Source organism: Clostridium neonatale (genome assembly GCF_001458595.1).
Classification (GTDB): domain Bacteria; phylum Bacillota; class Clostridia; order Clostridiales; family Clostridiaceae; genus Clostridium; species Clostridium neonatale.
Genome location: NZ_LN890328.1, coordinates 116,024 through 142,567, shown reverse-complemented (window position 1 = coordinate 142,567; position 26,544 = coordinate 116,024). Strand labels below are relative to the sequence as shown.

The following is a 26,544-nucleotide window of genomic DNA, read 5'->3' as shown; positions in this document are numbered from 1 at the left end:
GATATCTTTTCGTAGTTATCTTTCACAATATAAAAAACTTTTTAAATATAAAGCCCTGTAATTTCAATATTACAGGGCTTATCATTATGTATTATTTTACTAATGTCCTTTTTCATACTACTCTAGATAATCCTTTATAATAAGCTATTTCCATTTTCACAAGTTTTATAGATAATTTCATATTGCTTATCTATTAATGGATTTATTTTTATAGTCTTCTTCTTTTTAATATAGACATAACAAATATATGGTATAATCCAACCTAATATTCCCTGTATTGAAAATAATATAGAAAGAAAAATCTTATTTCCATCATAAGCAAATACTGATAAAGCCATAAAAGCTGTGCCAATCACTCCCACTATATATGCTACTGTTGATGCTTTAAATGACTTATCCCTCTTAACAACCGTTATTACACAAAATATTAATGATACCAAAGCCCAATAGCTTACATAGGAAATTATATATCCAGAAGGAACTTCTGTAACAAAACGATTTTCTTTCTCCAAATGAGCGTTATAAATAAGAGATTGAGCTGTACTTAATACTAATAGGGTGAAATAAACAGCTATATACTCTTTCCAAACCACATGTTTGGCATTTACTCTTTTATCCTTCTTTTTATTTTTTTCTTCTATTATCTTCATGTGAGTATCGCCTTATATCCAAGTCCATGAACTGTTATGATTTTAAACTCTTCACACATAGAGAATTTATCTCTTAGCTTTGTAATGTACACATCAACAGCTCTTAAACTTGTATTACTTTCTAGCCCCCAAAATTCATTCATAAGCTGCTGTCTAGAAAAGGTATGTTTTGGGTAGGAGAGCAACTTATATAAAATATTAAATTCCCTAACTGTAACTGGGATTTCTTCATCATTTATAGTAGCCGTCATTTCATCAGCGTCCATTGTAAGCCTGCCAACAATTATTTTCTTTTCATTAGCTATATTAGCTCTTCTAAGTAATGCATCTACTCTAAGTACTAGCTTTACCATATAGTCATCTATTCCCAATCTAAATCCCTTTTTCTTTGACGCGATATCATCACGTGCAGTCATAAATAAAATTGGAATAATTCTATTTATTTCTCTTACAGATTGTGCAAATTCATACCCATCGACCTTAGGCATCATAATATCTGAAATAATTAAATCATATATATTATTGTACATTAAATCATAAGCCTCTAAAGGATTTAAACATCCATTAGATTTATATCCATTGTCATCTAAGTATGTGCATACTATTTGATTTAATTTTACATCATCCTCGACTACAAGTATATTAATCATAAAATCCTCCATCCTTCAAAATAAATCATCTTATTTTATAACTAAAATGTTAAAGAATTGTTTAAATTAATACTTAATAAGTAATTTAATATCTTTTTTTCATTATAAATTGAAATTCTCATTCTGTATAATCATTAGCCTTCATTATTTAAACAACAAAAAAGACTATAGTATAAACTACAGCCTTGTAATAATCTAAAATTATCTTCTATTTTATTCTTTCTTAGCTCTTCTACAAGATACACATCTTGTAGGTTCATTTTCAAATCCTTTTTCTTTGTAGAATTCTTGTTCTCCTACTGAAAATATGAATTCACTTCCGCAATCTCTGCATGTTAATGTCTTATCTGTCATAAATATTCCTCCTAAATTTAAAGATCCTGATTTGATAATACTTTCTAAATTTATGAGAAATTATTTATCCAAACGAAACTTAAATTATCTTAATTATTTTGTTAGCTTTCCGCTATTTATTTAAAATAACATAGTTTTTAATATAATACAACTATTTTGTTGAAATATACCGAAAATTTAGATTAAGTTTAAATTTTTCTCTAGAAAATCAGCTACAGTAAATTCTTCTTGTGACCATGTGCCATCCCATGTAGCTGTACTAAATTTTGCTCTTTCACTTTCAAAAACTGTTTTAAGATATTTCATTCCTACAGATGCTTTTGTGTCTCCTTCTCCTACAATGTAGAAGAATTTATCATCTGCAAGCACTCCCATTTTACTTGTATCCCATTGTCCTCCAACGTATAATGATGCTGCAAATAAATTAGGATATTTAAGATTTAAATACATAGAAGTCATACATCCCATAGATTGACCAGTTGTATATAATCTATTTTTATCATGCTTTTTTCTACAATTCTTCATATGAAGTGAAACTTTTTATGTGGAGTTTTATACTCCACCTGAATTTAGGATAAACTTACCCTTCATTGAATTCCATAATAATTTGCAGCCTTGGTTTTTGAAATTTCGCAGATATTAAACCATTCATTAAATTAACACATTCTGCAACAATGGATAATCCTAATCCAGAGGAATTATCAGTTCGACTTTCATTACCTACATACATACGTTCAAAAATATTGTCTACTTTATTGCTTAAATCCTGGTCTGTGCTATTTTCAACAATAATTATAACCTTATGATCTATCTTCTTAATATAAATAGTTGCGTCTTCGCTTCTGATACCATATTTTCTAATATTATCAAACAGATTATCAAAAATCCTATTTATTAGGTTCCTATCTATTGATATAATTGCTTTTCTCTCCTTTGACTCAAGATTTATCTTAAGCCCTTGCTCACTTATAAATTCCTTTACAATCTCAATTATATCATCCTTTTCAATAGAAATAGGAATATCCTTATTTATCAGCTTGTTATAAGTAAATAATTCTTCAATAAGCGTTTGCAGCTTAAAACATTTTTGAGATGCACAATGAATAAAGTCATCTGCCTCTTCTTGATTTTCATAAATATGATTTTCTAATAAATCCAAATAACCTATTAATGCTGTAAGTGGTGTCCTTAAATCATGTGAAATATCAGTAATTAACTGACGTTGTTTAATGTCACTCTCTTTTTCAATGTCCATTCTTTCTTTTAATGAATTGCTCATTTCATTTATATTGGCTGCCAAACGAGATAACTCATTATTTCCCCTTATTGGTATTTCATATTCCAATTTACCTCCAGCGATAATATCAATACTTCTATCTATTTCTTCAATATACCTAATAGATTTTCTGATGAAAAGGAATAATGTTAACATAAATATAAAGGCTGAAATTAATACAATTATAAACTCATAATACTGCGGCACCAACATTCTAAGCATAGGCCTAATTAAAATTTGTCCACTAGAGTCAGAATAGTTAATTGGAAACATATATAGAATATCATTAGAATGGAAATTCATTCTTTTATTATCATTCGAGTGCTTTTCTCCATTGTTTGATACAAGACGAATATTTTCTTCATAATATTGTGTTAAATCTATAGTTTCAATAGCCTGATAATATGTGAGATTTTTACTTTCTACCATTGTTGTAATCTCTCTAGAAATAGCTTCAGCACGTTTGCCGTAATTCCTTAAATACAGCATATTCGAAGCATTATTCAATATTAACCATGTTGCTATACTTAAAATACCTGCAATTATAGTTGCAAATAAAATATAAGTATAAAGATGATTTCTAGGTTTATTGATTAATCTTATAACCCACGCCTCAAACCGTTTTGATATACTTTGGTTTTTTATTGTCATACTCAATTTCCTCTCTTAATTTTTTTATATGAATTGAAACGTATTTTCTGCATTTAATATGCTTTCACGCCCCATACATTTTCATATATCTGCTCAATACTAAATACTTTGAAATGGTCTTGTAATTCGTCATCTACTACCAATATTTTTTCGTTATCCATAGCAAACCTCCTTTTCTTTATTATATAAAATATCCGCATTTATTGTATTAAAATTAGAACTAATTGTAAAATGAATAAGTATTATAAATAATTAATTTATTTAAACTTCAAAAAGCAGTAGTAATTCTTATACTACTACTGCCTAAAACTTCTATCTTTAATATTTATCATTCTTTATTTCTGTTTCACTCTATCAAGTGATGCTTTGGCATCAGCATAACCTACATCTACTGCTTTTTGATACCATTCCATAGCCTTATTTGTATCCTTTGCTACTCCCAAACCATTTTCATAGAGATTACTTCTTCACCTGTTGAAATAGCCAATCACGTATACCTTCAATTGAATAAGCATATTGCCAAGTATATCTATGGCTGCCTCCCTTGAAGACTGTATAATTGATACTGCTATTTGAAGCAAGCATTTGACTTACATCAGTTGCTAATTCCTCTTTACTAGCTTCTGCATTCCAAGTTGCCTTGCTTACAGTAGCTCCTTGTGTCTTTAATTCCTCAGTAATGGCATCCTGACCTGGATTAGCCTTGTTATCACCCTCAGATACAACTATCCATAAGTTTTTATTTGCCATAGGATCTACCTTTGTCGGATCCCACTGACAAGCAACCAATAGTGATGCTGCAAACATATCAGGATACTTGATGTTCATAGCAATAGAAGTCATTCCTCCCATTGATTGTCCAGTGTTATATAAACGGTTAGAATCTATGCTGTACTGAGTTTCCAAATTTTTTATAAGGTCTACTGTCATATCCATTGCTTCAGTAGTTTGAGAAGTATCATCAGCAATAATACTATTATATTGTGGTGCAAGTACAAAGCATTCATTCTTTGCCTGTTCAGATGGTTCTGCCCATACAACAGCTCCTAAGCCCTGAGTTAATGTATTTGTAGGGTTGTTACTTACAACACCAGCATCATGCATAAATAACACTAATGGATACTTTTTAGATGGATCATAATTTTTTGGTACATATAAATTATACATAAGTTTTGCATCATTATAGTTTGGATCTGTATAAACAAGCTGTTGGAAGTCATCTACTACTAAATTAACGGCATTAGTATTTGTCATGACTTTTGAATCTGCCTTATATATTTGACCATCTACAGTTGAGATATCATCACTTTGCGTTATGTTAACTGTCAATGGTTTGCTTTCAGCTGAATCAGTGGCTGGATCTCCTAACTTTGGGCCACCTTCATCACCAGTGGCCTTATCGCCCCCCTTAGAAGCGCCTTGAGAATCGCCTTGCTGATCATTTCCATTTTGGTCCTTACCACCGCCGCCATCGCCTCCGTTTCCACCATTTTCTGACTCAGATGTAATAGTCGTATCAAGTTCAGCAATTACATATTTACCATTTGCACCTTCATCAGATTTTTCTGCTGCAGTATTAGCATATACCTTTGTAACAGTCTTTCCTTCAACTGTAAAATCTGATGTATCCAGCTTAGAGGTATCTATCTCACTATCGTATTCCAATGCTACAGCACTTACCTTTTGTCCATCCCCAAATACTTCATTAATTGCTGTGACGCTTTTTATATGATCACTTGCAGGTGTTGTTTTAGCACTTCCTCCATTGGATGAACATGCTGATAAACTTGTTGATGTAAAGATAATTAAGGCTACTGCTATAGTCGATATTATTTTTTTATTTCTCATTCTTTACTTCCTTCTTTCTTAAATATCTAGCGTACAAGCAAGTACACTATACTCTCTTTTTTAATAGTTTATAATTTTGTATATCAAGTAATATGAACTTTTAGACAAAAATTCACTAACCCAAGCTATACTTATCTTATTATGATTAGGATTTTACCTACGTAACTATCAAGTCCCTGTTAGCTATGCCAGCATATTATTTATCATCCCCTTCTGAATTAATAATCTACATATTAACTTTAGTCAGTTCAGATATTGTCTTAGTATCCCATGGTCTAACAATAAGCAGTAATGCAGCAAACATATTTGGATATTTTAAATTCAAGGCAATAGATGTATTACATTCCATGAAAATTAATATATCCTAATCCCTTTAACCTATCCCCTCATTACTTATATTATAAATTATTATTTTTAAAGCTCTTTGATAAATTCTTTAAGACTTCTTTAAGAATTTTTTAAGAAATAAAAAAATCGCCAAGGCGACTATGTTATAACCTATTTATGAAAAAGTTAGCCATATAAAAATTAATTACTTTAAATAAAAAAGCACAACTTTAGTCATGCTTTTTTCAACTATATTTTTAATATCAACCTATCCTTCATTAAATTTCATAATAATTGGCAGCATTGGTTTTTGGAATCTTGCAGATATTGTATTGATGATTTCTAGTTTTATTGATCAATCTTATAACCCACGCCCCAAACCGTTTTGATATAATTTGGCTTTTTATTATCATCCTCAATTTTCTCCCTTAATCTTTTTATATGAACCGAAACCGTATTTTCTGCATTTAATATACTTTCATGCCCCCATACATTTTCATATATCTGCTCAATACTAAATACTTTGCCTCTATTTTGAGCCAATAGCTTCAATATTGAAAATTCAGTCCTAGTTAAATTTATTTCCCTACCATTTTTCTCTACAGTATGGGAACTTAAATTAATATTCAAATCATTAATACAAATGTTGACCATATCATCTTCAGTAAAATTTTTATTCTCCATTTGTGTGTATCTTCTTAAATTTGCTTGCACTCTAGCAATCAGCTCAACACCTTGAAATGGTTTTGTAATATAATCATCTCCTCCAGCTGCAAGTCCTGCTACCTTATCAATTACCTCTGATTTAGCTGTTAAGAATATTATAGGCATATTATACTTTTCACGAATTTTTACACAAACATCTATTCCATTCATTTCTGGCATCATCACATCAAGGAGTATTAACTTAATGCTATCCTCTATAAGTTCTAATGCTTCTTTCCCATTGCTAGCAAGTACTACTTCATACCCAGCATTTATTAAGTATATTTTAAGAATTCTTATAATATCTTCATCATCATCTACTACCAATATTTTTTCCTTATGCATAGCAAATCTCCTTTTCTTTCTTATATAAAACATCACTACTTATTGTAGTGATATTAAAACTAATTGTAAAATGTCTTAATTGAAGATCAATTGATAAATTCTCAATATTAGCGCTATTAGCTATAGCTTTTTCAATGAGATCAACAAATGCTGCAGACATTTCAATATGAATTCCATCTTTGTTGTTAATTAAAATAGCATCTATTTCCTCAATTTTTTCTTGTTCTGGATAAACAGAAGCTCCTAAACGAGCCATTTTGTAATCCCCCTCTAATTGTTAGTAGCATAATTTAATTATACAACCAATGTGAATCTTTCGAACTTCATATTTTTATTTTTGCGATAAATTACAATATCAAGTGCAACACTAATTAATTACAAAAAATAACCCATATGGGCACGTTCATGTTAAAGTAATAATTACGAGAAAACCACTTTAAAGGACGTGACTATATGAGTTATAAACATATTACTATAAATGAACGTTATTGTATAGTAGAATATTTAAATTTAAGATGGAGTTTATCTAAAATTGCTAAAGAGCTTGGAACAAATAAAGGAACTATATCAAGAGAAATTAAAAGAAACAATCTTAATGGAAATTATAGTGCACATATAGCTCAAGAAAGTTATGAAAAAAGAAGAATGAAATGCAGACCTTGTGGTAAAATTGCTGACGCTTGGATAGTTGATTATGTTCAAGAAAAATTGAGTGCACATTGGTCTCCAGAACAAATTTCAGAACAAATGAAGATTGATCTTATTAATAAGAAAATTTCATTCAGTAGCATATATAACTGGATTTACAAAAGATTATTAGAAAAATGTTCCGTTGAACTGCTACGCAGGAAAGGAAAATCTTTAAAGCCTAAAGAAACTCGTGGTAAATTCAATACAGGAAAAACAATTAAAGAAAGGCCAAAGGAAATAAAGAAAAGAGAAGAAATTGGTCATTGAGAACTTGATACTGTAGTTTATAGTAGAGGTAAATCAAAAGCATGTCTTTCAACATTCGTTGAAAGGAAAACACGATTAACCAAAATTAAATTAATACCTAATAGAAAAGCTAATACTTTTAATGAATATTGCATTAAAGCTTTCAATAGCTTCAATAATACTACTGTAAAGACACTAACTGTAGACCGTGGCAAAGAATTTGCAGGTTATTTAGATTTAGAGAGTACTTTGAAAGTTAATGTGTATTTTGCAGATCCATATAGTTCATAGCAAAGAGGAACAAACGAAAATACAAACGGACTAATTAGAGAATTTTTTCCTAAGAAATTCGATTTTTCTACTATAACACAAGAAGATGTTGATATTGTTGAAAATATTTTAAATAATAGGCCACGGAAATGTCTTGGATTCAAGACTCCATTAGAAGTATTTAACGAATTGTCAAGCTAAGTGTTGCACTTAGCTTGACAATTCGTCATATAAAAAAACACATATTAATTTATATTTAAACATACTTTAATATTATTTAACAATATTAATAGGATTTCCTTTAATAAATGCTTCAGCATTTTCAGCTAATAGGTTTATAAGTCTTTGTCTTGATTCAAGACATCTCCATCCTATATGTGGAGTAAGAATAACATTCTTCATATTAAAAAGTGGATTATTTAATTCAGGAGGCTCTTGTTCTTGAACATCAAGTGCTGCTCCTGCAATTTTTTTATTTTTAAGGGCTTCAATTAAATCAATTTCATTTATAATTGCACCTCTTGCAGTATTTATAATACAAGCTCCTGGCTTCATAAGTTCTAATTTAGATTTATTAATAAGATGTTTTGTATCAATAGTTAGAGGGCAATGCAAAGTAACAAAATCACATTTTTTAAGAAGTTCTTCAAGACTCACAAATTTAATAGTTGAATCCCCTAAATCTTTTGGAGTTCTACTATACACAAGTATGTTCATTCCTAAAGCCTTAGCCACTTTTATTACTTGCTGACCAATAGCTCCAGCTCCAATAACTCCAAGAGTTTTATTTTGTATTTCAAAATGAGGTACTTGAAGATACTTAGTAAAGTTATCGTAATTTTTATTTTCAATCATCCTTTGCTGTTCTGATAATGATGATGTTAAATTCAGTATAAATGTAATAACCAATTGAGCTACTGCCTCACTGCTATAGCCTGGAACATTAGCTACATATATACCTTTTTCTTTTGCAGCTTCAATATCAATGTTATTATAGCCTGTGCCAGCTTCACAGATTAATTTAACACTAGACGGAAATTTTTCAATTAACTCTCTGCCAATTGTCATCTCCTTGGTAATTACTATTTCTTGATCTTTAACTCTTTCTAAAATCTCCTCAGTACTACTATCTTCATATTTAGTAACTTTACCCAAATCATCCATTTTTGAAAAATCTAACTTATTATCAAAGTTTATTTTGCTTGAATTAAGAAATACAATATTACTCATTTTCTCCCCAGCTTTCCTAGTAATATAATTTTACTATATACTAATGTTCTTAACAGGTAATGTTTTTACTATTATATTTATACTTTTATCCCTGTTTATATAGATATTATACAACATATATATATAATATAAAAAAATATTACTGGAAAACAAAATTCCCAGTAATATTTTAATGATAAATGTCTTAATAACACAAAACTATCTAGAGTCTTATTTAATCCTTTCTTAGATTAGTTCAACATTATTGTTTAAATTTTATTTTCTATAAGGCTTTCAGTTAATAGACTCTATTCCTTATTATTTCTTTATTATCTTACTTTCATATGCCTTAAAAGTAATTCCATCAAAGACTTTAACCTCTTGAGTATGATTCATGACAAAATAATATTCTTCATCATCATTAACCACTCTCTTAACAACTTCAACACTATTTTCTGATTCTATATACTCAATATTAGCTTCATTTATTATCTTTTTTGCTAACATGTCCATAATATCATTATCTACACCAGTGCCTATATAATAAGCTTCTCCTTTTTCAAAGCTATTTAAAGTTACTGCTGATAATTCATTATAAAATTCATCATCATACATAAATAAGCTTTCTGCAGTAGTTGTTTTAAGCATATCTCTAAATACTGTGCCACTACCTTCTATACCTTAAAATTCATTTATATCTTTGATTGTAACATTTTGTCCTTCTTGAAGTGATTCTATTTCTTCAACAAATCCACCTATTAAATCTGTATAAAAACTTGGATTGTATTGACCTAATGTTAGATTATTATAGTAATCTTTAATAGCTGTTCTAAAACTAAATACTACTTTACCGTCATTTTTAACAAATTCTCTAATTCTTTCTTGAACTTCATGAAATTTTCTTCTTTTCTTGTTATCTTGATCTATTATTCCATAACAATATTGCTCTGCTCCCTTAGTTTCACCTCTATATCTAAAATACATAAGAGAATTACAGCCATGTGCATAGCTTGATATGATCACATCTTAGCTTGGTTTGGTCTTGGGAGATATCCAATAACATCATGGCCTTGTGCTCCCATTATAGCTTCTGTAATCATCCAAAAATTTTCTCTTTTAGTACCTCTCATGAAATCTAATCCGCAAGCAATTTCATGAGCTGGTATTGGCTCTCTTTGCCCTCCCCATACTGGATAATTATTATATGCTACGATATCAATATGTCTTGCAATCTTTGAAAAGTCAAAACTTTTATCAAAATAGCCCCTGTAGTATTATCTTCAAATTCTTCTAATACATCTGGATGTTTTTTTGCAAGCCATGCTGGCATAGTTGCTGTAGATATTCCAAAAATCACCTCAAGTTATTTGTGCTGGTAAATAACATGCTAATCTAAATACTCCTTTCAAAGATTTTCTATTATAAATTTTAGCTTAATATAGCTATTTAAAGAAGAAGGACCGTATCATCTACTTGTGATACGGTTCCCTGCTATATGCCTATATGAGGCTACTTTATTCATAACTGTAAATCTTATATTATAAAGTTAAACGTCTATTAAATAAGCCTCTTTTTTTCAAAGTTACTTAAAAGATCTTCATATTCTTTCATTATATTATTATATATAGTTAACGTTTCCTTTGTATTTGCTCTTACTCTACCCAATATGAAATCATATTTATCTATTACTATGTTACAAATATCACTATCAATCTTATTATTTAATGCCATATCATATAATATTGATATTACTGTTTCTTTAGGGAATTCCCCTTTATAACTTCTTTTACCAACAAGAGCACTTATTATATCTGCTATTGCAACTATTCTTACTTCGAGTGAAATCTCACTATCTTTTAATTTAAATGGATATCCTGTCCCATCTAATTTTTCATGATGTAATGCAGATATATCTCTTATGTCATCTAAACCTAAATCACTTAATATTCTATATCATATGCTACCTCTTCTCCATGCCCTACCATTCTATTATCTACTGAATCTAGAGTTTTTTGTATTATCATTAAAATGTTCTTTAAACTTACTTCTATCATTTTCCACCCCTGAAGCATTTATTGTTATAAATTCTAAAAACATCAATGCTATTATAATACTATATATTATAAAGTTATCTCAACGTTAATTTTTGATATTGTTAAACATAATATACAAACATCTAAATGTTATCAATCTTTAGGATTACTCTCTATTATTTACTCTTAACTAAATACTGTATATTAATAATTTTAATATTATATACTGCTTCTGATAATTTTATAAAATCTAATCCAAATTACAAGTAAATTAATTTTTCTAACTTAAAATCATAAACAAAATCCCCCTTAGATTAAGTCTTCATAATCTAAGGGGGATTTTATTCTATTATTTTACATTAAACATATAAAGTGATTGAGTTAAGAAGTTATCTTCTTTATCCTCATATATTACATACATACTATGGAAATATTTATCAAAGTCTGAAATATCAAAAGAAATAACCCCATTTTCATCTACTAATTCATCTAAAGATAAATCAATAGCTTCATTATTTCTATTACTTCTTATAATTATTTCTTTTGGTTTTAATTTCTCACCATTTCTATTTAATACTTTATAATCTAAAGTTATTTTATTATCTTTTGCATAAAGCATACCCTCTGTTATTATTTGAGGATTTGCATTTAATTTAGTTAATTTTTTAAGATTCTTAAGTGGTGATAAATCTTTTATTTCATTATGTGATACATCTAATAACTCTAAGTTTTTAGCATATTCTAAACCTTCTAAGCTTGAAATCCATTTATCTGAACATGATAACTCTGTTAATTTATGCATATCACCTATAGTTATATCATCACCTGATAAATTAAGTGCCTCTTTTATACTGCCTTTAAGAGCTTCATCTTTTATAGTTATAACCTCATTTAAGTCTACATTTTCCTCTAAATTAGATATTGCTCCATTTAATTCTGCAATCATAGAATTTATCTCATCTTGAGTACTCACCTTATCTAATAGCATAGCTTCAGCTTTATTTAAAGCTTCTTCTAATACTCCAAATGATTCTTCAATATATTTATCTTTCTCGTAAGTCTTTGCTGTCTCAACTAGTGCCTCTAATTCTTCATAATTTACTTGTATCTCATTTGCAAAATGAAGTTTAGCATCTCCCCATGTAGCGTGATCTGATCCATTTCCATTTCCACCGTCAGTTACTACAAGTTTTAATTCTTTAGCTCCATTTATATCAACTTCTAAATACTTCATAGGATCTTTTGACTTCATTAATTTACTATCAAATTTCTTTTCTCCATCTACATATACTTCAAATGTAACTGATCCTACTGTACCAAACATTTCCCTATCCACACCAACATATGAGCTGAAGTATGCATAATCTTTACCTGTTAAATCATATGTTATAGTTGAATTTGAATGAGCTCCTATACCTCTTTCAAATGATACTTCCTTACCATTTTCATTAGTTAATCTTAAAGTATTATTACCATTTGATATATCTTTTTTAGGGGTAGCATAGCTATTTTTAGTAGATGTCCAATCATAATCTGTTAAGTATCTATAATCATTCATATTAACTACTGCTATAGTTCTAGTTTTAACTACCTCATTACCATCATTATCAATTACTGTATAAGTTATTGGATACTTTCCTGTTTTATTAAAGTTTACTTTACCAGTTACTTGAACCTTGTCAGTTATATCTCCATCTTCAGCATCTATTGCACTATATTTTTCGTTTAAATCTATTACTTCTCCAACTTTAGTAGATACTGATTTTGGTATAGTTAATTTTGGTTTTGCATTATTGGTAGTTAATTTAGGATTAGCTATTACTGAATGGTCTGAAGTATTTTTATTTCCAGCATCAGTAACTTTTATTACTAATTCTTTTACTCCCTTAACTGGTACATTTATATATACCATATTATCTGCATGCTTTAAAACATCAGTTGTAGCTAGAACTTTATCATCACCTATTATTTCAAATTTTATACTAGAGTTATTTTGTGCTTCTATTCCTAAATCAACTCCAAGTAAAGCTTCGAAGTTATCATAATCTTTATCTGATAAATCATAAGTTATTGTACCATTTGCATGTATTCCAAAACCTTTTTCAAATTCTTTTAACTCTCCATTTACTCTACCTTTTATACTAGAGTTTCTTCTTGGAGTCCCCCAATCCGTTTTTACAGATGTCCACTCTTCATCTGATAAATAATCATAATCACTTACTACTTCAACTTCTACAATCTTTTCTGCCACTACGTCTTCATCATTTACTGTATACTTAACTTGATATACACCTTTCTTACTCGTATCTACATTGTGGACAGCTTCAACCTTAGAAGTTATGTCATTTCCTTCATAGTCTAATACTTTTATATAATCCATAGGATTAAACTCTTCTTTTAATTTTAAAGTTATCTTATTTTGTTGAATATTTATATTTGGTGTAAATTGATATATTGAAACAGACTTACCTGTCCCTAAGTTAAGATCATAAGGTACTACTTCATACTTAGAATTCTTAGCTTTATCTGCATTAGTATCTGTGAAAGTATTAGTTCCAGTAAATCCTATTACCTCACCATCTCTTAATATTTCATATCCTAATAAATCTGGTTTAACTTTATCATCTACATCAAATGTTAACTTAATTCCATTTTCTACTCTGTTTAAAGAAACTTCTAAATTTGTATCTTGAGTGAATCCAGTTCCTTCATACTTAGCCTTACTATTATTTAAATACCATATCTTCTTATCTGGTTTTGGATATTTACTAGTTTCATCTCTAGTTTCGTCATTAACCTCAAATCCATGTCTAGCAAAGTATTCACTTAAATCTTCCCCTATTACTTCTGATGAAAATTTAATTAAATATTGCATTTTTACGTTATTAGGATTTTCATCTCCTAAGCTAACATTTCTCTCTCTATATAACTTATTTAAACTAGCCCAATAACCTGGCTTATACATTTCTAATTGCCAATATACAGCTAATCTCTCAAATGCTTCACCATCTGCATATTTATTAGAATTTTCACTTATTACATTTTTATAAATTTTAGATTCATATGGTATTCTATTATCTATTTTATTGTAATATACAGACATATGCATAGGTAACATATTATTTGTAATTTCACCATATAATCTTGCATTTACATCCATTCTGTGACCTATTTCATGAGTTAATCCCCAAGATGGTCCTCTGTCTTCAAATGGAATTAAGTGATTTGCCATTACGTCACTTAATACTCCTATATGATTAGTATATGAATACATATATGCAAATGGTTGTGCTAATCTAACATTTTCCCTTATATATTTAGGGTCATTTTGCTCACTACTTCCATCTAAACCGTAGTATTTAAAAATTTCTTCCATATGAGTATTGTAAGATTTTATTGTATCTAAAGGATTTACTCCTTGTTCAATATAAGTCTTATATGCTCCAGTTGCAGTACCTGTCCATACTAGATGATCACTTACAAACTCGAAAATATCTAATACCTTTCTGTCTAAAACATTAGGATTTTTAGCTATATCTTCATCCATTGCTTTTTTATATTCTATTAAGAATTTTTTGAATTCTTCTTCATTTGTATCTTTTGTAAGGAATGGGAATTTATCTCCCGAAGCAAATCTTATAACTGGAGTTTTAGGTTGCTCTTCTTTAGTGTATGGATTTACTATATATATTGGGCCACCTTTAGTTACCTCATGCTTATACCAACCATCTTGTGGTATCTCAGGAACAGTTATTACATTCTTACCTACCTTCAAACTCACTGTTCTCATCCAATTACCAAAGCTTCCCTCTTGTTGAGAAAATGCTAAGCTTGGTAGAGGCTTGCTTGGATCTGCATCAACATAAACCGTTATTACATCACCTGGCTTTGCAGATATACCTGTTGGTTGATTGTTATTACCAAATCCAAACTTTAAATTTTTATTAGCATGCTCTACCATATTTCCATGTTGTTCTGCTGTAATAACTTTTACAGTAGACAATTCACCATTAAGTATTTCTTTTGCTAACTCTAATGGTTCCTTAAATGAACTTTCTAAAGGATGTCCTTTAGTTTCATTTTCTAAAGCCTGTAATTTTTCTTTAGTATTAAAGTCTTCTGATAACTCATTTCTTAGTCCATTTGTAAATAAATTATCAATTTTATCGCTTACAACATCTTGTTTATAAAATGCTATTTCTGATAATGTAGCCCAGTTTTGATCTGAATTTTTAAATCTAAATTTAACTCGTTTAAATTTAGTAGGATTAAATTTTGCCTCAACTAATCCAGATACTTTATTATGACTACCAGTTGCTACAAGTTTATATGTATCTCCTTTAGATGTTGTAGAACCATATATCTCAAATTCCTGTGCAAATCCTTTTCTATCAGATTTTCTTGCTCCATATACTATTCTATTTAATTCTACAGCGTCTTTAAATTCTACCTCTACTTCATTTGTAAAATCACCTTTATTTGATGTATTAGTTTCCCAATATGTATCCACATTACCATCGATAGCATTTGTTATTACTTGTCCAGAATAATAACCTCCATTATTGCTAATACTCTTTATATTATTATTATCCATTTTAAATAAATTTGAATATTCTTCATTAGAATAATGTTCAAATTGCTTTGTAGTTGCTGTTGTAGCTTCTACATTTTGATCATTTAATAATTCTCTAGCATTTTCTATATATTCTTTAAAATCGCTGTATAGTGGATGATTCTTTACTTCTTCCTCTAAAGCATTTATATCTTCTATACTATTAAACTCATCACTAATTTCACTCATTGTATCATCAGTAAATAGTCTATCCATTTTATCACTTAATTTATCTTCTTTATAAAACATAAATTCTGATGCTGAAGCCCAGTAATTATCAGCTTTTTTAAATACAAACTTTATTCTTTTAAACTTTGTTGGATTAAATTTAATTTCTACCACATCACCAGTAGAACCTTTATATTCCCCGCTACTTACTAATGTAAAATCATCTTCTCCATCAGTAAGAGATCCATAGATTTCAAATTCTTTAGCAAAACCTTTTCCCTTAGCTGATGATTGTCTAGCTGCATATACTATTCTATTTAAAGTTGTTTCTTCATTTAATTTAATTACTACTTCATTTGTAAATTCAGGTTGATTTTTCTTTCCTGTTTCCCAATGTGTCTTAAAATTGCCATCTATAGCATTCTCAATAGATGAATCCTTATTATAGTTACCTCCATTGCTAGTTATAGATTCAATATTTGAATTATCCATTTTGAATACTTCATTATAAGCACCTATATTACTGCTATTTAATAAATCAAATTTACTTATAGTTGCTGTTACAGCAGCACCTGTAGTTTCCATTATAGGCTCTGTCTCAATTTCTGTTATAGTTGCTGCAGCTTCAGTTGTAGCTTGTACTCCTTGCTCACTTACTAATTCACTAGCATTTTCTATATCTTCTTTATCCAATATAGGTTCTGCTGTTGAGGCCAATTCTTCCTTAGCTTTTGACATTCTACTTGCTAATGCCTCTATTGATGATACTGAGAAATTAATAGTTACTGCGGCTGCCACTATGGCTGCTATTTTTCTTTTATTCATTTTTTACCCCCATAATTATTATTCCCCCTAAGATGTACATTAAAAAAAGGCTACTCAAAAAAAGAGTAGCCTCATATTATCTTTATAAATTTAGTATTTTACATATTCAAAGAATGTAATATTACTAAATTAATCTAAAAAACAAAAAGTATAATGTACTCTTTGGCAACTGGCTGACATAGTTATAAACCTTAGTCCCTATAGCTTTGCGTCTCTAGATTTCTCTAAATTTGCCTATTTAATTTTACATACATTAGAATATTATCATCATTATAGAATAATTTCAATATCTCTTTATTAAACATTTTATTGTTTTAAAAAACATGTTAGTGAAACATGGCCTAATGGAAAGCAAATTCAAACATTTTATATTTGTGCTAAGATATTTTAATTTGCTTTATTCTGAATAAATTGAGTATATATAAATTGACTTATAACTCTATAACTTCTGACAAAATTCTATTTTTTCATTATTTACTCCTTGAATTTCAAAGTGCTTTATTCCATTGCTCCAAAATGGTAGAAATTCAATATTTTTATTTAATATAGTTAATTTATTTTCTTTACAATCCTTAAAAGCAGCTTCAATATCACATACATCTAAGGCTATATGATCTATAACTCCAATTTCATTGAAATTAGATTTATTCTCCCATGTTTCTATTATTAACTTATTCAATTCAAGAAACGCAACTTTTGATCCATCTTCAAGGCTTTCTCTTTGAATCACCTTAAATCCTAAGCTCTCATAAAACTCTATAGTTTTATCTATCACTAATGTTGGTATCCCTATGTGTTGAAGCCCTGTTATATTTTCATTTAAATTCATATATTTTTCCCTCTCGCCTTCCTGTTAGTGTATTTATATCAAAAGCTATGATTTAAGTATTAACTTAGATAATAGCTTTCATCAATTCTATATAATCTTAATCTAAATAGCTTTACTATTTTTTTTGCTTACATCCTCATAACCTTTAGGTACACCCTTCACCTTATCGTATATAAATAAAAATACAATTGGTAAAGTAAATGCAACTAAGTTTCCTACAATATAAGGTATAAGAGTTTGTGGTGTTACTATTGTAAGACCTGGAAGTACAGTTAACCCTTGACCTATTGCTTTAACATCAAATATTTTCATTATTACCCCACCAAATCCTGCACCTATAAAAGAACAAATGAAAGGTATTATTGAATACTTTAAATTAACTGCAAAAATTGCTGGCTCTGTTATGCCAACTAATGATGGAATAAAGCTTGACATAGCTATCTCTCTATCCTTAGACTTTTTCTTATATAGAAGATACATACCTATAGCACCTCCACCTTGTGCTATTATAGATACTGACCATATTGGTTGTATATAGTTAAATCCTGTAACAGCAACTAAGTTTGCCTCTATACCTTGTATAGCATGTTGAGTTCCTGTGACAACAAGTGGCTGAAGTGATGCTGCAAATACAAATGCTCCAAATGCTCCACCTTTATTGTATAATAAATCTATAACTGCTCCTAATCCTGTACCTATCGCATTTCCTAAAGGTCCAAATATAGTAAACAATGCTAAGTTTGAAAATAGTATAGTTATGGTTGGAACTAATATATAAGCTAAAACTTGTGGTGCGTACTTATCAGTAATCTTTTCTACTTTAGATAAGAACCATGCTGTAAGAACTGCTGGAAATACTCCTCCTTGGAATGCTACAGCTGGTATTGCAAGTCCAAATAAATGCCAATATTCAGGTTTTACTGTACCTAATACATATTGATTTCTATCTGCAAGTCCTGGATGTATCATAACAAATCCAACCAAAAGACCTAATATAGGATTTCCACCAAAACGCTTTGTTGCACTGTACATTACTAGTACTGGTAAATAATCAAATGTAGTTGCTATTATTTTTAAGAACTTAGCTAGATCGGCAATAGTTGTGCTCTTATCAGCTAGAGAACCCTCCATTCCAAATAAACCTTGTGTAGTAAGAATAGATCTTATACCAAGTATCATCGCAGCTCCTATAAAAGCTGGTATTATTGGTATGAATATATCCGAAAATACTTTAAATCCTTGTTGTAGTTTTCCTTGTTTACTAATACCTTCATTTTTCATCTCTGAAACAGACACTTCTTTAGCACCTGTCAATCTAGCAAACTCAGCATATACTTTTTCTACAGTTCCTGAACCAAATATAATTTGTAACTGACCACTGTTGAAAATTACTCCCTTAGCTCCTTTTATATTTTCAATGGCTTGTCTATTATATAGAGAATTGTCTTTTAATATTAAACGCAGTCTAGTTATACAATGAGTAGCACTACTAACATTTTCTTTTCCCCCAACATTCTCAATGACTTCTTGGGCTATTTGCTTAAAATCCATAAGTTTTATCCTCCCGTATATTCATTATATTTCTATCAAGTTTTATCTTGCTAGAAATACTTTATTTTTTATTCGATTAAATTATCTATTCAAAGTTTTTGATATAGTTGTGTTCGATGTAGTTATAGCACCATCTGTAACCGTAAGCGCTATTGCATCTCCAAATTTCTTATAAATTCTAGCATTTAATGCTACTCCATCCATATATAAAGTTGATATTGTATCATCTACTATTAATCTTAAGTTGTATTCTTTATTTACTTCCAAATATATTGGTCTTTCTAATCCTTTATTCATCATTTGGAACCACTTATAATTTGGATTTTTATCAAAAGTGAATCTATTATCTACTAAAGAGAACTTATATTCATACGCTTCCCTTAATTCTTCATCTTCATAAAATCGTATAGAAAACTCTCTTGTCCCTTCTTCAAATTTTATTGTTGTTTCAAATGCGAATAATCTTCCAGCATCTTTACAAATAATTGCTTCTTCTCTAGTATCTATTGTTTTTAAAGACAAAGATTCTAACTCTTCTCTATTTGTAAATGTATTCCAAACTGAGTCTGGTACCTTAGTTCCTAGAGTTCCATCTTCTCTTTGATAAACTTCATGAGGTACTAAAGTTCCGCCCCATTCATATTGGTTCATATCTTCACAATTTAATTTTGTAGGAACCCATCCAAATAATATTCTTCTATTTCCATCAAATGCAGTTCTTCCTGCATAATATGCACTTCCATCAAATGCATCATCTTTAGGTCTAATCCATGGTCCCTTTAAACTTTTGCTCATTCTATATAATATTTTATTTTGTTGAGAGTACTCTGAGTAAACTAAGTACCACCATTCACCTATTTTAAATATCTCCGGCATCTCAAACATTGTATATATACCAGGACTCCAGAAATCACCTTGAAAATTCCAATCTTTTAAATTCTTAGATGTAAATGTAACTAATCTTCCAGTTTGTTTTCTTTTATCACCTTCAGCTCTAGCCCCTAATATTAAGAAATATTCTTGATTTTCTTCATCCCATATTACGTATGGATCTCTAAAGTCATATTGACTATATCCTTTAGGTGGAACTAATTTTAATTTTTCTTCTGATTTATTCCAATCAACTAAGTCATCACTAGTTGCATGCATTAAAACTTGAGATACTTTTCCTACTTTTAAAAATTCTCTATTGTATCCTGTGTAAAATGCATGAAGATTTCCATCTTTATCTTCAAATACGCTTCCAGCATATATAAATTGATCTGGTTCATCATCTCTTCCTCTTTTTAAAGATTCGCCAAAATTTTTGTAGTTAACAAAATCTGTAGTAGTGGCTAATGCCCATCCAAATGGCTCTCCAAATGGAGCTGGATTTCTAGTGTCTCTTTGGTGGTAAACATAAAATACTCCATCTTTAGAAAATGGCATACAGTCTCCAAACCAATAACCTTCGGGTTGATAATATAGTTTATGCATAGTGTTTTCCTCCCAAGTAAATAAAATTTTTTTCATGTATATGATTGCAAATTTTTATATGTCAATCGTTAACATGTTTATGTAATGATTATATGCTAAACGTTAACATATGTCAATCGTTAACATATATATTATTAAATAAAATTTATTATCTTATTAGAGTTTATTTAAAAATAAATAATATAAGACAATCTTCTATGCCATTAACACAAGCAATAGACTATTGTCTTATTTATCACTTATATAGTTTTGCCTTTATGTAGAACTACAGGTAATCCTATTTCATTATCTACTTCTTCACCATTTATTTTCCTAATTAGTTTATCTACAGATACTTCCGCTATCTTTTTGATTGGTTGTTTTATTGTTGTTAATTTTGGCAAGTAAACTAGAGTTTGACTAGCACCGTCAAATCCGATTACTTTTAAATCATTTGGCACGTCTATACCCTGATTTTCACATATATTGAGTACCATAGATGCTAATAAGTCATCTCCTGCAAATACCCCATCAATATCTTTATTTGCAAGAATTATCTCTTTTACTAACTCAAACTTTTCTTCAATAGACTTTATAAACTCTACTTCTGCAATATTTACTTTCAGATTATTCTCATTCATTATATCTATATATGCTTGTGATCTTTTATTAGCAGGTAACTTTAGCTTACTATTTCCTCTAATACATAATATATTTTTACATCCCTTTTCTAATAAGCTTTCTACTGCCAACCTTCCTCCTGCATAATTATCGCAAGATACTGTAACTACATTTTCACCTAAATATCTATCTATAGCTACTACTGGTAATCCAGATATATTATAATCTGGTATGTTGTCATTATGTGTTCCTACAATTATTCCATCAACTTGGTTTCTACGTAGCATAGTTAGATAATCTTGTTCTTTCTTAGGGTTATTCATACTATTACATAATAATACTTTGAATCCCTTTTCAGATAATATAGTTTCTATGTATGATATTAACTCTACATGAAATGGATTGTTTATCATAGGAAATATAAGGCCTATAAGATTTGTTTTATTACTTAATAATGCTCTTGCTATATCATTTGGATAATACTCGACATCTTCTATTGCGGCATAAACTTTCCTTTTTGTTTCTTTACTAATATATCCTCTATTATTTAGCACTCTAGAAACAGTGGTAGCCGAAACACCTGCTACTTTGGCTACATCTTTTATACTTGGTTTCATAACTAAAATACCACCTTATCTTATTAAAACATTTATTTTTTATTATATCAGATATATCAATCTTAATCATTAAAATAGTTGACTTTATAATTCCCCTTAATAAACTTATAAAAATGAAAGTCACTGTATGTTAGGTGTTAAAAAGTATTCTCTAGCTATAATTACGTTGTGTTGTTTTTCTCTTGTATCATAGTAATGCTCGTTATTTTGTTTGTTATATCCATAAAAAATTCAATAACTATTTCATAAAAATATCTGCTGTCAATGTTTGAGATTATTATTCCAGGATAAACTAATGAAAGTTTATCCTGATACCACACTCATTTCTATTGACATTTATAGTTTTTATCTAAACAAAAGTAGTGATTATAAACATTTAACCTATATTATAAACATACTTCAAAAATGTAACTACTTATCACTATAATCAACTAAAAACAAACTGGTGTTAGTATAGAACTTTAATTAAATCTTGCTAACTGCTGAAAAATACAATTACGATCTTGCAGTATGTACAGCTGAAGATTCAGATGATATATGGTATTTAGCCACTAATATGAATAGTAAATATGCTGTAATTAAATATAAAAAAAGATTTATTATAGAAGAAATGTTTCGAGATTTAAAATCTAATGGATTTAACATAGATGATACATAGACAGTATATAGTATATTTTAAAACTCTATATTTATGTGTAAGTATGGCATATACATGAATGATACTATTAGAAGCAGATTGCTCTAAAAATAAAAAAGTACAAGATCAGATTTGATTTTGTATTTTATGACATATAATTTATTTAACTGTGAAATAATGTCGTTGAATGTTCAAAGGGTACGTATATCTATTTTTATTTCAATAAATTTCATATTTATAAATATATATATGATTCTAAGGCTTTTATTTTATTAATTATCATTATAATTATAATAAAATATATAAATCACTTAGAAAATAAGCATATTTAATACAAAGAACTGTATATAAGCCAGGAGTATAGCTATCACTTAACGTTTCTTTGCACAAAATTTTTAATTGATTTTATAAATAAATTATAAAATGTAATTAGAAAAAACGAAAAATATATACTTATCGTGTATAAATTCATACTCAAAAAAGGTAATAACAAAATAAGTTTGTTACTACCTCTTCTTACATTTCCATTAATATCGATTATTTTTTTTTAACTTTTATAACTTCGTTATATTTATTAGCATATTCATTTGGATAAACTTCTATATTTAAATTTTCATTCTGTGCTAATACCATCATTGTTTGAGTACTATATCCGGAGTTTTTTATTATGTCTAAATTTACATTTAAAAGTTTATCATGTGCCTTAACAATATCGCCTTCTTGTATGTAGCTTTCAAATCCATTTCCTTCTAATTTAACTGTATCGATACCAATATGAATTAAAATTTCTAATCCATCAGGTGTTGTAATACCTAAGGCATGTTTAGTAGGATAGATGAATTCGATTGTGCCATCACAAGGCGCATATACATTTCCATCGATGGGTTCGACGACTATTCCCGATCCTAGTGCCTTAGATGCAAATACCTTATCTTTAGATTTCTCTATTGGAAGTACCTTTCCATCCATACAAGATGTTAATGAAGTAGTAACTGATGATGAAAAAGCCAAATCGTTTTTAACTTCATTTTCATTAATTGTTTTTTTACTCTCTTCATCTAATCCGAATTTTTTCCAAAATATAATGGTAAGTATGAACGCAACAACGACTGAAATGATAATTCCTATTATAAAATTAAAATAAGATTCAGGTCGCATCGATATGATTCCAATCAATCCTGCGGCGCCTAATGACTGTGCCAATGTTTTTGTTAATGCAAGATATGCGCTACCACAAGCAGAAGCAATTATTGCTGCATAGAATGGATATTTTAACTTTAAAGTAACTCCAAACATTGCAGGTTCAGTAATTCCTAATAAAGCAGTAATCCCTGAAGCAGAACATGTTGACTTCATCTTCTCGTCTTTTGTCATAAATAAAACCGCTAAAACAGCCGCCCCTTGTGCCACATTGTTCATAGACGCTGTTGCAAAGATAAAACTTCCACCGGTTATTTCTTTTGCAGCCAGTAACTGTGTTTCGACAGCAATAAAACTATGGTGCATACCAGTTAATGTAATAGGAGCATATAATAAACCAAATATTCCTCCACCTAAAACACCTAAAGTATTATATATCCACATTATTCCAGTTGTCAATATATTACCTGCTCCTCGTAAAACAGGACCTACTCCAATAAATGTCAAAAAGCCAGTTATCAATATAGATAGAAGTGGAGTTGTTAAATTATCCAACCAAGATGGTGTCACTTTATGCAATTTCATCTCTAATTTTGCAAGAATCCAAGAAATTGCTAATACAGGCAATACTGTTCCTTGATATCCTACTGCATCTATATGTAAACCAAATAAATTCCAAAAAGGAATTTTTACCCCTGTTCCAACAGAATATGCATTAAGTAAATCTGTAGATACCATAATCATTCCCATCGTTGCTCCTAAGAATGAATTTCCTCCAAACTTTTTAGTAGCAGAAAATCCAATTAACACAGGTAAAAATGAAAATGCTGCACCTGAAAACGTATTTATCATACTTGCTAATCCTGAAATTTGTGGATATAAACTGATAATTGATTGAGTTCCATTTTGAAAAAAATTAGCAGCGAGTATATTACCTAATCCCATCAAAAGCCCACAAGCTGTAATAGCAGGAATAATCGGAACAAATATATCACTTAATATTTTTACACTCTTTTGAAATATATTCCCTTCATTTTTTTCTTCAACTGATATTTCAGTTGTCAAATTTAATTGTTTTTGTATTTCTTGGCAAACAAGATTAACAGTACCAGATCCAATAATTATTTGAAACTGATCTGCCGTCATAAACATTCCTTTTACAGTTTCTATATTTTCTAATTCAGTCTCATTTCTTTTATTATAATCATTCAAAACAAATCTAAGTCTAGTTGCACAATGTGCAACTGACAAAACATTTTCTTTTCCACCTACAGATTCGATAATTTTTGAAGCTATAAATTTATAATCCATATTTACCCTTCTCTCTAATTCTACCGATTTTCATATTTTTCGTATATAAGCTTCCATTTGTAACACTTAAACTTAACAACATACCTGGCTTATTATACATTCTTGCAGTTAGAGCAATCCCATCAATATATAAAACTGCTATATCATCATCTACAATTAGTTTTAATTCATATTCAATTCCTGCTTTTAAGTTTATCGGACGCTCCAACCCCTTTGACATATATTGGTACCATGGCCAATTAGGAGTTTTATCAAAATAAATTTTTTTCTCTGCTAGAGAAATACGATATTCATATGCTTCTTCTAATTCATTTTCATATAGATATAACGAAATATATCTCGTTTCATCACTAAAGGTAAATGTAGTTTCAAATCGAAAACATTCCCCAGTGTTTTGAACAATAACCTTTTCTACATTTCCATCCACTTTATTTAAATCAATATCATTTAATTTTTCTTCATCGTTAAAAACTTCCCATATAGATTCTAATGGCTTCAAACCTAGTGTTTTATCTTCTTTTTGATAAACTTCTTGCGGAACAAAAGTTCCACCCCATTCATAATTACCTAAATCATTATCATTTTCCTTTGTTGGTACCCAACCAAAGAAGATTCTCTTTTTTCCATCAGTTGAAGTTCTTCCAGCATAATAAGCTCTACCATCAAATGCATCATCTTCAGGTGCAAGCCAAGGACCATCAAGACTTTTACTCATGCGATAAATCATTTTATTTTTCTCACTAAATTCAGAAACAATTAAATACCACCAGTCTCCAATTTTAAAAATATCAGGCATTTCCAACATTGTAAATAAATGCGGATACCAAAAATCTCCTTTAAAATCCCATTTTTCCAAATCTTTGCTTGTAAACGATACTAAGCGTCCTGTCTTTTTTCTGTTATCTCCAGGTTCTCTTGCGCCTAGTACTAATAGATATTCCTGTTTATCTTCATTCCATAAAATATATGGATCTCTCCAAGCATAAACATCATATCCTTCCTGTGGTGCAATTTGATCTGTAATGCCTTTCTTTTCCCAATTCACAAGATCATCACTTGTTGCTTTCATTAATTTTTGTGATGGAATACCCTTGCTTTTAAAAATTTTATTTGCACCAGTATAAAAAGCCGTATATTTATTTTTAGAAGTTTCGTATATACTTCCTGCATAAATATATTGATCTTGTTCATCATTTCTTCCGTGTTCTATAACTGTTCCATAATCTTTGTAATTTAAGAAATCTGTTGTTGTTGCCAAAGACCATCCAAATGGTTCACCCATTGGGCCAGGATTCCTAGTATCCCTTTGATGATACAAATAGAAAGTTCCATCCTTACAATAAGGCATACAATCTCCAAACCAATACCCTTCTGGCTGGTAAAATATTTTATACATATCTCTCGCTCCTCCTCTTTTTTGAAACCGGTTTTACTTGATTTTATACCATAATTTCATGCTTGTCAATAACAAAAAATAATATAGTGAAATCGGTCTTAAATTGATTTAAGATAAATAATATGCTA

General features: G+C 29.3%; 22 protein-coding genes, 3 pseudogenes and 1 riboswitch. Of the genes and pseudogenes, 2 read left to right on the top strand and 23 right to left on the bottom strand.

Annotation, left to right across the window (positions count from 1 at the left end):
• Positions 1–134: 134 nt before the first annotated feature.
• The 10 genes and pseudogenes from BN2920_RS07690 to BN2920_RS07655 all read right to left on the bottom strand — a co-directional run bounded on the left by BN2920_RS07690 (position 135) and on the right by BN2920_RS07655 (position 7,062).
• The gene (locus BN2920_RS07690) at positions 135–650 is read right to left on the bottom strand and encodes a hypothetical protein (RefSeq protein WP_058294444.1); all 516 of its coding nucleotides are present in this window, start codon (positions 648–650) and stop codon (positions 135–137) included.
• A complete protein-coding gene (locus BN2920_RS07685) occupies positions 647–1,300 on the bottom strand; it encodes a response regulator transcription factor (protein ID WP_058294443.1) in 654 nt (217 codons plus the stop codon). Before BN2920_RS07685 ends, BN2920_RS07690 begins: the two co-directional genes overlap by 4 nt.
• A 213-nt stretch (positions 1,301–1,513) precedes the next feature.
• A complete protein-coding gene (locus BN2920_RS07680; protein WP_058294442.1) occupies positions 1,514–1,654 on the bottom strand; it encodes a zinc-ribbon domain-containing protein in 141 nt (46 codons plus the stop codon).
• 177 nt (positions 1,655–1,831) lie between these two features.
• On the bottom strand, positions 1,832–2,179 hold the full coding sequence (locus BN2920_RS07675) for a hypothetical protein (protein ID WP_058294441.1): 348 nt from the start codon (positions 2,177–2,179) through the stop codon (positions 1,832–1,834).
• Between the two features lie 55 nt (positions 2,180–2,234).
• Positions 2,235–3,581 (bottom strand): HAMP domain-containing sensor histidine kinase, encoded by a 1,347-nt coding sequence (locus BN2920_RS07670; protein ID WP_058294440.1) that lies wholly within the window; start codon positions 3,579–3,581, stop codon positions 2,235–2,237.
• A 335-nt stretch (positions 3,582–3,916) separates the two neighbouring features.
• Positions 3,917–4,027: pseudogene (locus BN2920_RS22485) on the bottom strand (hypothetical protein); the annotation flags it as partial.
• A 13-nt stretch (positions 4,028–4,040) separates the two neighbouring features.
• A complete protein-coding gene (locus BN2920_RS07665) occupies positions 4,041–5,429 on the bottom strand; it encodes an alpha/beta hydrolase-fold protein (RefSeq protein WP_058294439.1) in 1,389 nt (462 codons plus the stop codon).
• A gap of 226 nt (positions 5,430–5,655) precedes the next feature.
• Complete coding sequence (locus BN2920_RS22330) at positions 5,656–5,778, bottom strand: hypothetical protein (protein ID WP_268259084.1); 123 nt, start codon at positions 5,776–5,778, stop codon at positions 5,656–5,658.
• Between the two features lie 326 nt (positions 5,779–6,104).
• On the bottom strand, positions 6,105–6,806 hold the full coding sequence (locus tag BN2920_RS07660) for a response regulator transcription factor (RefSeq protein WP_058294438.1): 702 nt from the start codon (positions 6,804–6,806) through the stop codon (positions 6,105–6,107).
• Positions 6,799–7,062, bottom strand: coding sequence for a hypothetical protein (locus tag BN2920_RS07655; RefSeq protein WP_058294437.1), 264 nt, complete (start codon positions 7,060–7,062; stop codon positions 6,799–6,801). The genes BN2920_RS07660 and BN2920_RS07655 overlap by 8 nt, the downstream gene beginning before the upstream one ends.
• A gap of 197 nt (positions 7,063–7,259) precedes the next feature.
• Between BN2920_RS07655 and BN2920_RS21690 the strand changes: the two are divergent.
• A pseudogene (locus tag BN2920_RS21690) lies at positions 7,260–8,033 on the top strand (IS30 family transposase).
• 252 nt (positions 8,034–8,285) lie between these two features.
• On the opposite strand, the gene BN2920_RS07645 reads toward BN2920_RS21690, so the two are convergent.
• The 11 genes and pseudogenes from BN2920_RS07645 to BN2920_RS07610 form a co-directional block, all read right to left on the bottom strand.
• Positions 8,286–9,242, bottom strand: coding sequence for an NAD(P)-dependent oxidoreductase (locus BN2920_RS07645; RefSeq protein WP_058294436.1), 957 nt, complete (start codon positions 9,240–9,242; stop codon positions 8,286–8,288).
• 297 nt (positions 9,243–9,539) lie between these two features.
• Positions 9,540–9,728, bottom strand: coding sequence for a Beta-galactosidase C-terminal domain (locus BN2920_RS22325; protein ID WP_268259402.1), 189 nt, complete (start codon positions 9,726–9,728; stop codon positions 9,540–9,542).
• Positions 9,702–10,244: pseudogene (locus tag BN2920_RS22030) on the bottom strand (beta-galactosidase trimerization domain-containing protein); the annotation flags it as partial. The pseudogene BN2920_RS22030 and the gene BN2920_RS22325, both read right to left, overlap by 27 nt.
• Positions 10,241–10,435, bottom strand: a complete 195-nt coding sequence (locus BN2920_RS22320) for a hypothetical protein (protein ID WP_268259401.1) — start codon at positions 10,433–10,435, stop codon at positions 10,241–10,243. The pseudogene BN2920_RS22030 and the gene BN2920_RS22320, both read right to left, overlap by 4 nt.
• Positions 10,429–10,578: a beta-galactosidase gene (locus BN2920_RS21290; protein ID WP_141443177.1), complete on the bottom strand. Its 150-nt coding sequence runs from the start codon at positions 10,576–10,578 to the stop codon at positions 10,429–10,431. Before BN2920_RS21290 ends, BN2920_RS22320 begins: the two co-directional genes overlap by 7 nt.
• A 200-nt stretch (positions 10,579–10,778) precedes the next feature.
• Complete coding sequence (locus BN2920_RS22480) at positions 10,779–11,141, bottom strand: HD-GYP domain-containing protein (RefSeq protein ID WP_276328055.1); 363 nt, start codon at positions 11,139–11,141, stop codon at positions 10,779–10,781.
• A gap of 462 nt (positions 11,142–11,603) precedes the next feature.
• On the bottom strand, positions 11,604–16,859 hold the full coding sequence (locus tag BN2920_RS07630; RefSeq protein ID WP_058294433.1) for an NPCBM/NEW2 domain-containing protein: 5,256 nt from the start codon (positions 16,857–16,859) through the stop codon (positions 11,604–11,606).
• 161 nt (positions 16,860–17,020) lie between these two features.
• A riboswitch (cyclic di-GMP riboswitch) is annotated at positions 17,021–17,104 on the bottom strand.
• A gap of 194 nt (positions 17,105–17,298) precedes the next feature.
• Positions 17,299–17,688 carry a VOC family protein gene (locus BN2920_RS07625; protein WP_058294432.1) on the bottom strand — a complete coding sequence of 130 codons (390 nt, stop codon included), beginning with the start codon at positions 17,686–17,688 and terminating at the stop codon, positions 17,299–17,301.
• Between the two features lie 102 nt (positions 17,689–17,790).
• Positions 17,791–19,239: a PTS transporter subunit EIIC gene (locus tag BN2920_RS07620; protein ID WP_058294431.1), complete on the bottom strand. Its 1,449-nt coding sequence runs from the start codon at positions 19,237–19,239 to the stop codon at positions 17,791–17,793.
• Between the two features lie 81 nt (positions 19,240–19,320).
• A complete protein-coding gene (locus BN2920_RS07615) occupies positions 19,321–20,715 on the bottom strand; it encodes a glycoside hydrolase family protein (protein ID WP_058294430.1) in 1,395 nt (464 codons plus the stop codon).
• Positions 20,716–20,954: 239 nt separating this feature from the next.
• Positions 20,955–21,932, bottom strand: a complete 978-nt coding sequence (locus tag BN2920_RS07610; protein WP_058294429.1) for a LacI family DNA-binding transcriptional regulator — start codon at positions 21,930–21,932, stop codon at positions 20,955–20,957.
• Between the two features lie 472 nt (positions 21,933–22,404).
• Between BN2920_RS07610 and BN2920_RS07605 the strand changes: the two genes are divergently transcribed.
• Positions 22,405–22,590: a hypothetical protein gene (locus BN2920_RS07605; RefSeq protein ID WP_058294428.1), complete on the top strand. Its 186-nt coding sequence runs from the start codon at positions 22,405–22,407 to the stop codon at positions 22,588–22,590.
• Positions 22,591–23,106: 516 nt separating this feature from the next.
• Here the strand turns inward: BN2920_RS07605 and BN2920_RS07600 are convergent.
• The gene (locus BN2920_RS07600; protein ID WP_058294427.1) at positions 23,107–25,020 is read right to left on the bottom strand and encodes a sucrose-specific PTS transporter subunit IIBC; all 1,914 of its coding nucleotides are present in this window, start codon (positions 25,018–25,020) and stop codon (positions 23,107–23,109) included.
• The gene (locus tag BN2920_RS07595) at positions 25,010–26,416 is read right to left on the bottom strand and encodes a glycoside hydrolase family protein (RefSeq protein ID WP_058294426.1); all 1,407 of its coding nucleotides are present in this window, start codon (positions 26,414–26,416) and stop codon (positions 25,010–25,012) included. Before BN2920_RS07595 ends, BN2920_RS07600 begins: the two co-directional genes overlap by 11 nt.
• Positions 26,417–26,544: the final 128 nt, after the last annotated feature.

Excerpts from the sequence above, each read along its gene's own strand:
- BN2920_RS07690 (WP_058294444.1), bottom strand. The coding sequence starts at position 650 with ATGAAGATAATAGAAGAAAAAAATAAAAAGAAGGATAAAAGAGTAAAT.
- BN2920_RS07685 (WP_058294443.1), bottom strand. The coding sequence starts at position 1,300 with ATGATTAATATACTTGTAGTCGAGGATGATGTAAAATTAAATCAAATA.
- BN2920_RS07680 (WP_058294442.1), bottom strand. The coding sequence starts at position 1,654 with ATGACAGATAAGACATTAACATGCAGAGATTGCGGAAGTGAATTCATA.
- BN2920_RS07675 (WP_058294441.1), bottom strand. The coding sequence starts at position 2,179 with ATGAAGAATTGTAGAAAAAAGCATGATAAAAATAGATTATATACAACT.
- BN2920_RS07670 (WP_058294440.1), bottom strand. The coding sequence starts at position 3,581 with ATGACAATAAAAAACCAAAGTATATCAAAACGGTTTGAGGCGTGGGTT.
- BN2920_RS07665 (WP_058294439.1), bottom strand. The coding sequence starts at position 5,429 with ATGAGAAATAAAAAAATAATATCGACTATAGCAGTAGCCTTAATTATC.
- BN2920_RS22330 (WP_268259084.1), bottom strand. The coding sequence starts at position 5,778 with ATGGAATGTAATACATCTATTGCCTTGAATTTAAAATATCCAAATATG.
- BN2920_RS07660 (WP_058294438.1), bottom strand. The coding sequence starts at position 6,806 with ATGCATAAGGAAAAAATATTGGTAGTAGATGATGATGAAGATATTATA.
- BN2920_RS07655 (WP_058294437.1), bottom strand. The coding sequence starts at position 7,062 with ATGGCTCGTTTAGGAGCTTCTGTTTATCCAGAACAAGAAAAAATTGAG.
- BN2920_RS07645 (WP_058294436.1), bottom strand. The coding sequence starts at position 9,242 with ATGAGTAATATTGTATTTCTTAATTCAAGCAAAATAAACTTTGATAAT.
- BN2920_RS22325 (WP_268259402.1), bottom strand. The coding sequence starts at position 9,728 with ATGTTAGCAAAAAAGATAATAAATGAAGCTAATATTGAGTATATAGAA.
- BN2920_RS07630 (WP_058294433.1), bottom strand. The coding sequence starts at position 16,859 with ATGAATAAAAGAAAAATAGCAGCCATAGTGGCAGCCGCAGTAACTATT.
- BN2920_RS07625 (WP_058294432.1), bottom strand. The coding sequence starts at position 17,688 with ATGAATTTAAATGAAAATATAACAGGGCTTCAACACATAGGGATACCA.
- BN2920_RS07620 (WP_058294431.1), bottom strand. The coding sequence starts at position 19,239 with ATGGATTTTAAGCAAATAGCCCAAGAAGTCATTGAGAATGTTGGGGGA.
- BN2920_RS07615 (WP_058294430.1), bottom strand. The coding sequence starts at position 20,715 with ATGCATAAACTATATTATCAACCCGAAGGTTATTGGTTTGGAGACTGT.
- BN2920_RS07610 (WP_058294429.1), bottom strand. The coding sequence starts at position 21,932 with ATGAAACCAAGTATAAAAGATGTAGCCAAAGTAGCAGGTGTTTCGGCT.
- BN2920_RS07600 (WP_058294427.1), bottom strand. The coding sequence starts at position 25,020 with ATGGATTATAAATTTATAGCTTCAAAAATTATCGAATCTGTAGGTGGA.
- BN2920_RS07595 (WP_058294426.1), bottom strand. The coding sequence starts at position 26,416 with ATGTATAAAATATTTTACCAGCCAGAAGGGTATTGGTTTGGAGATTGT.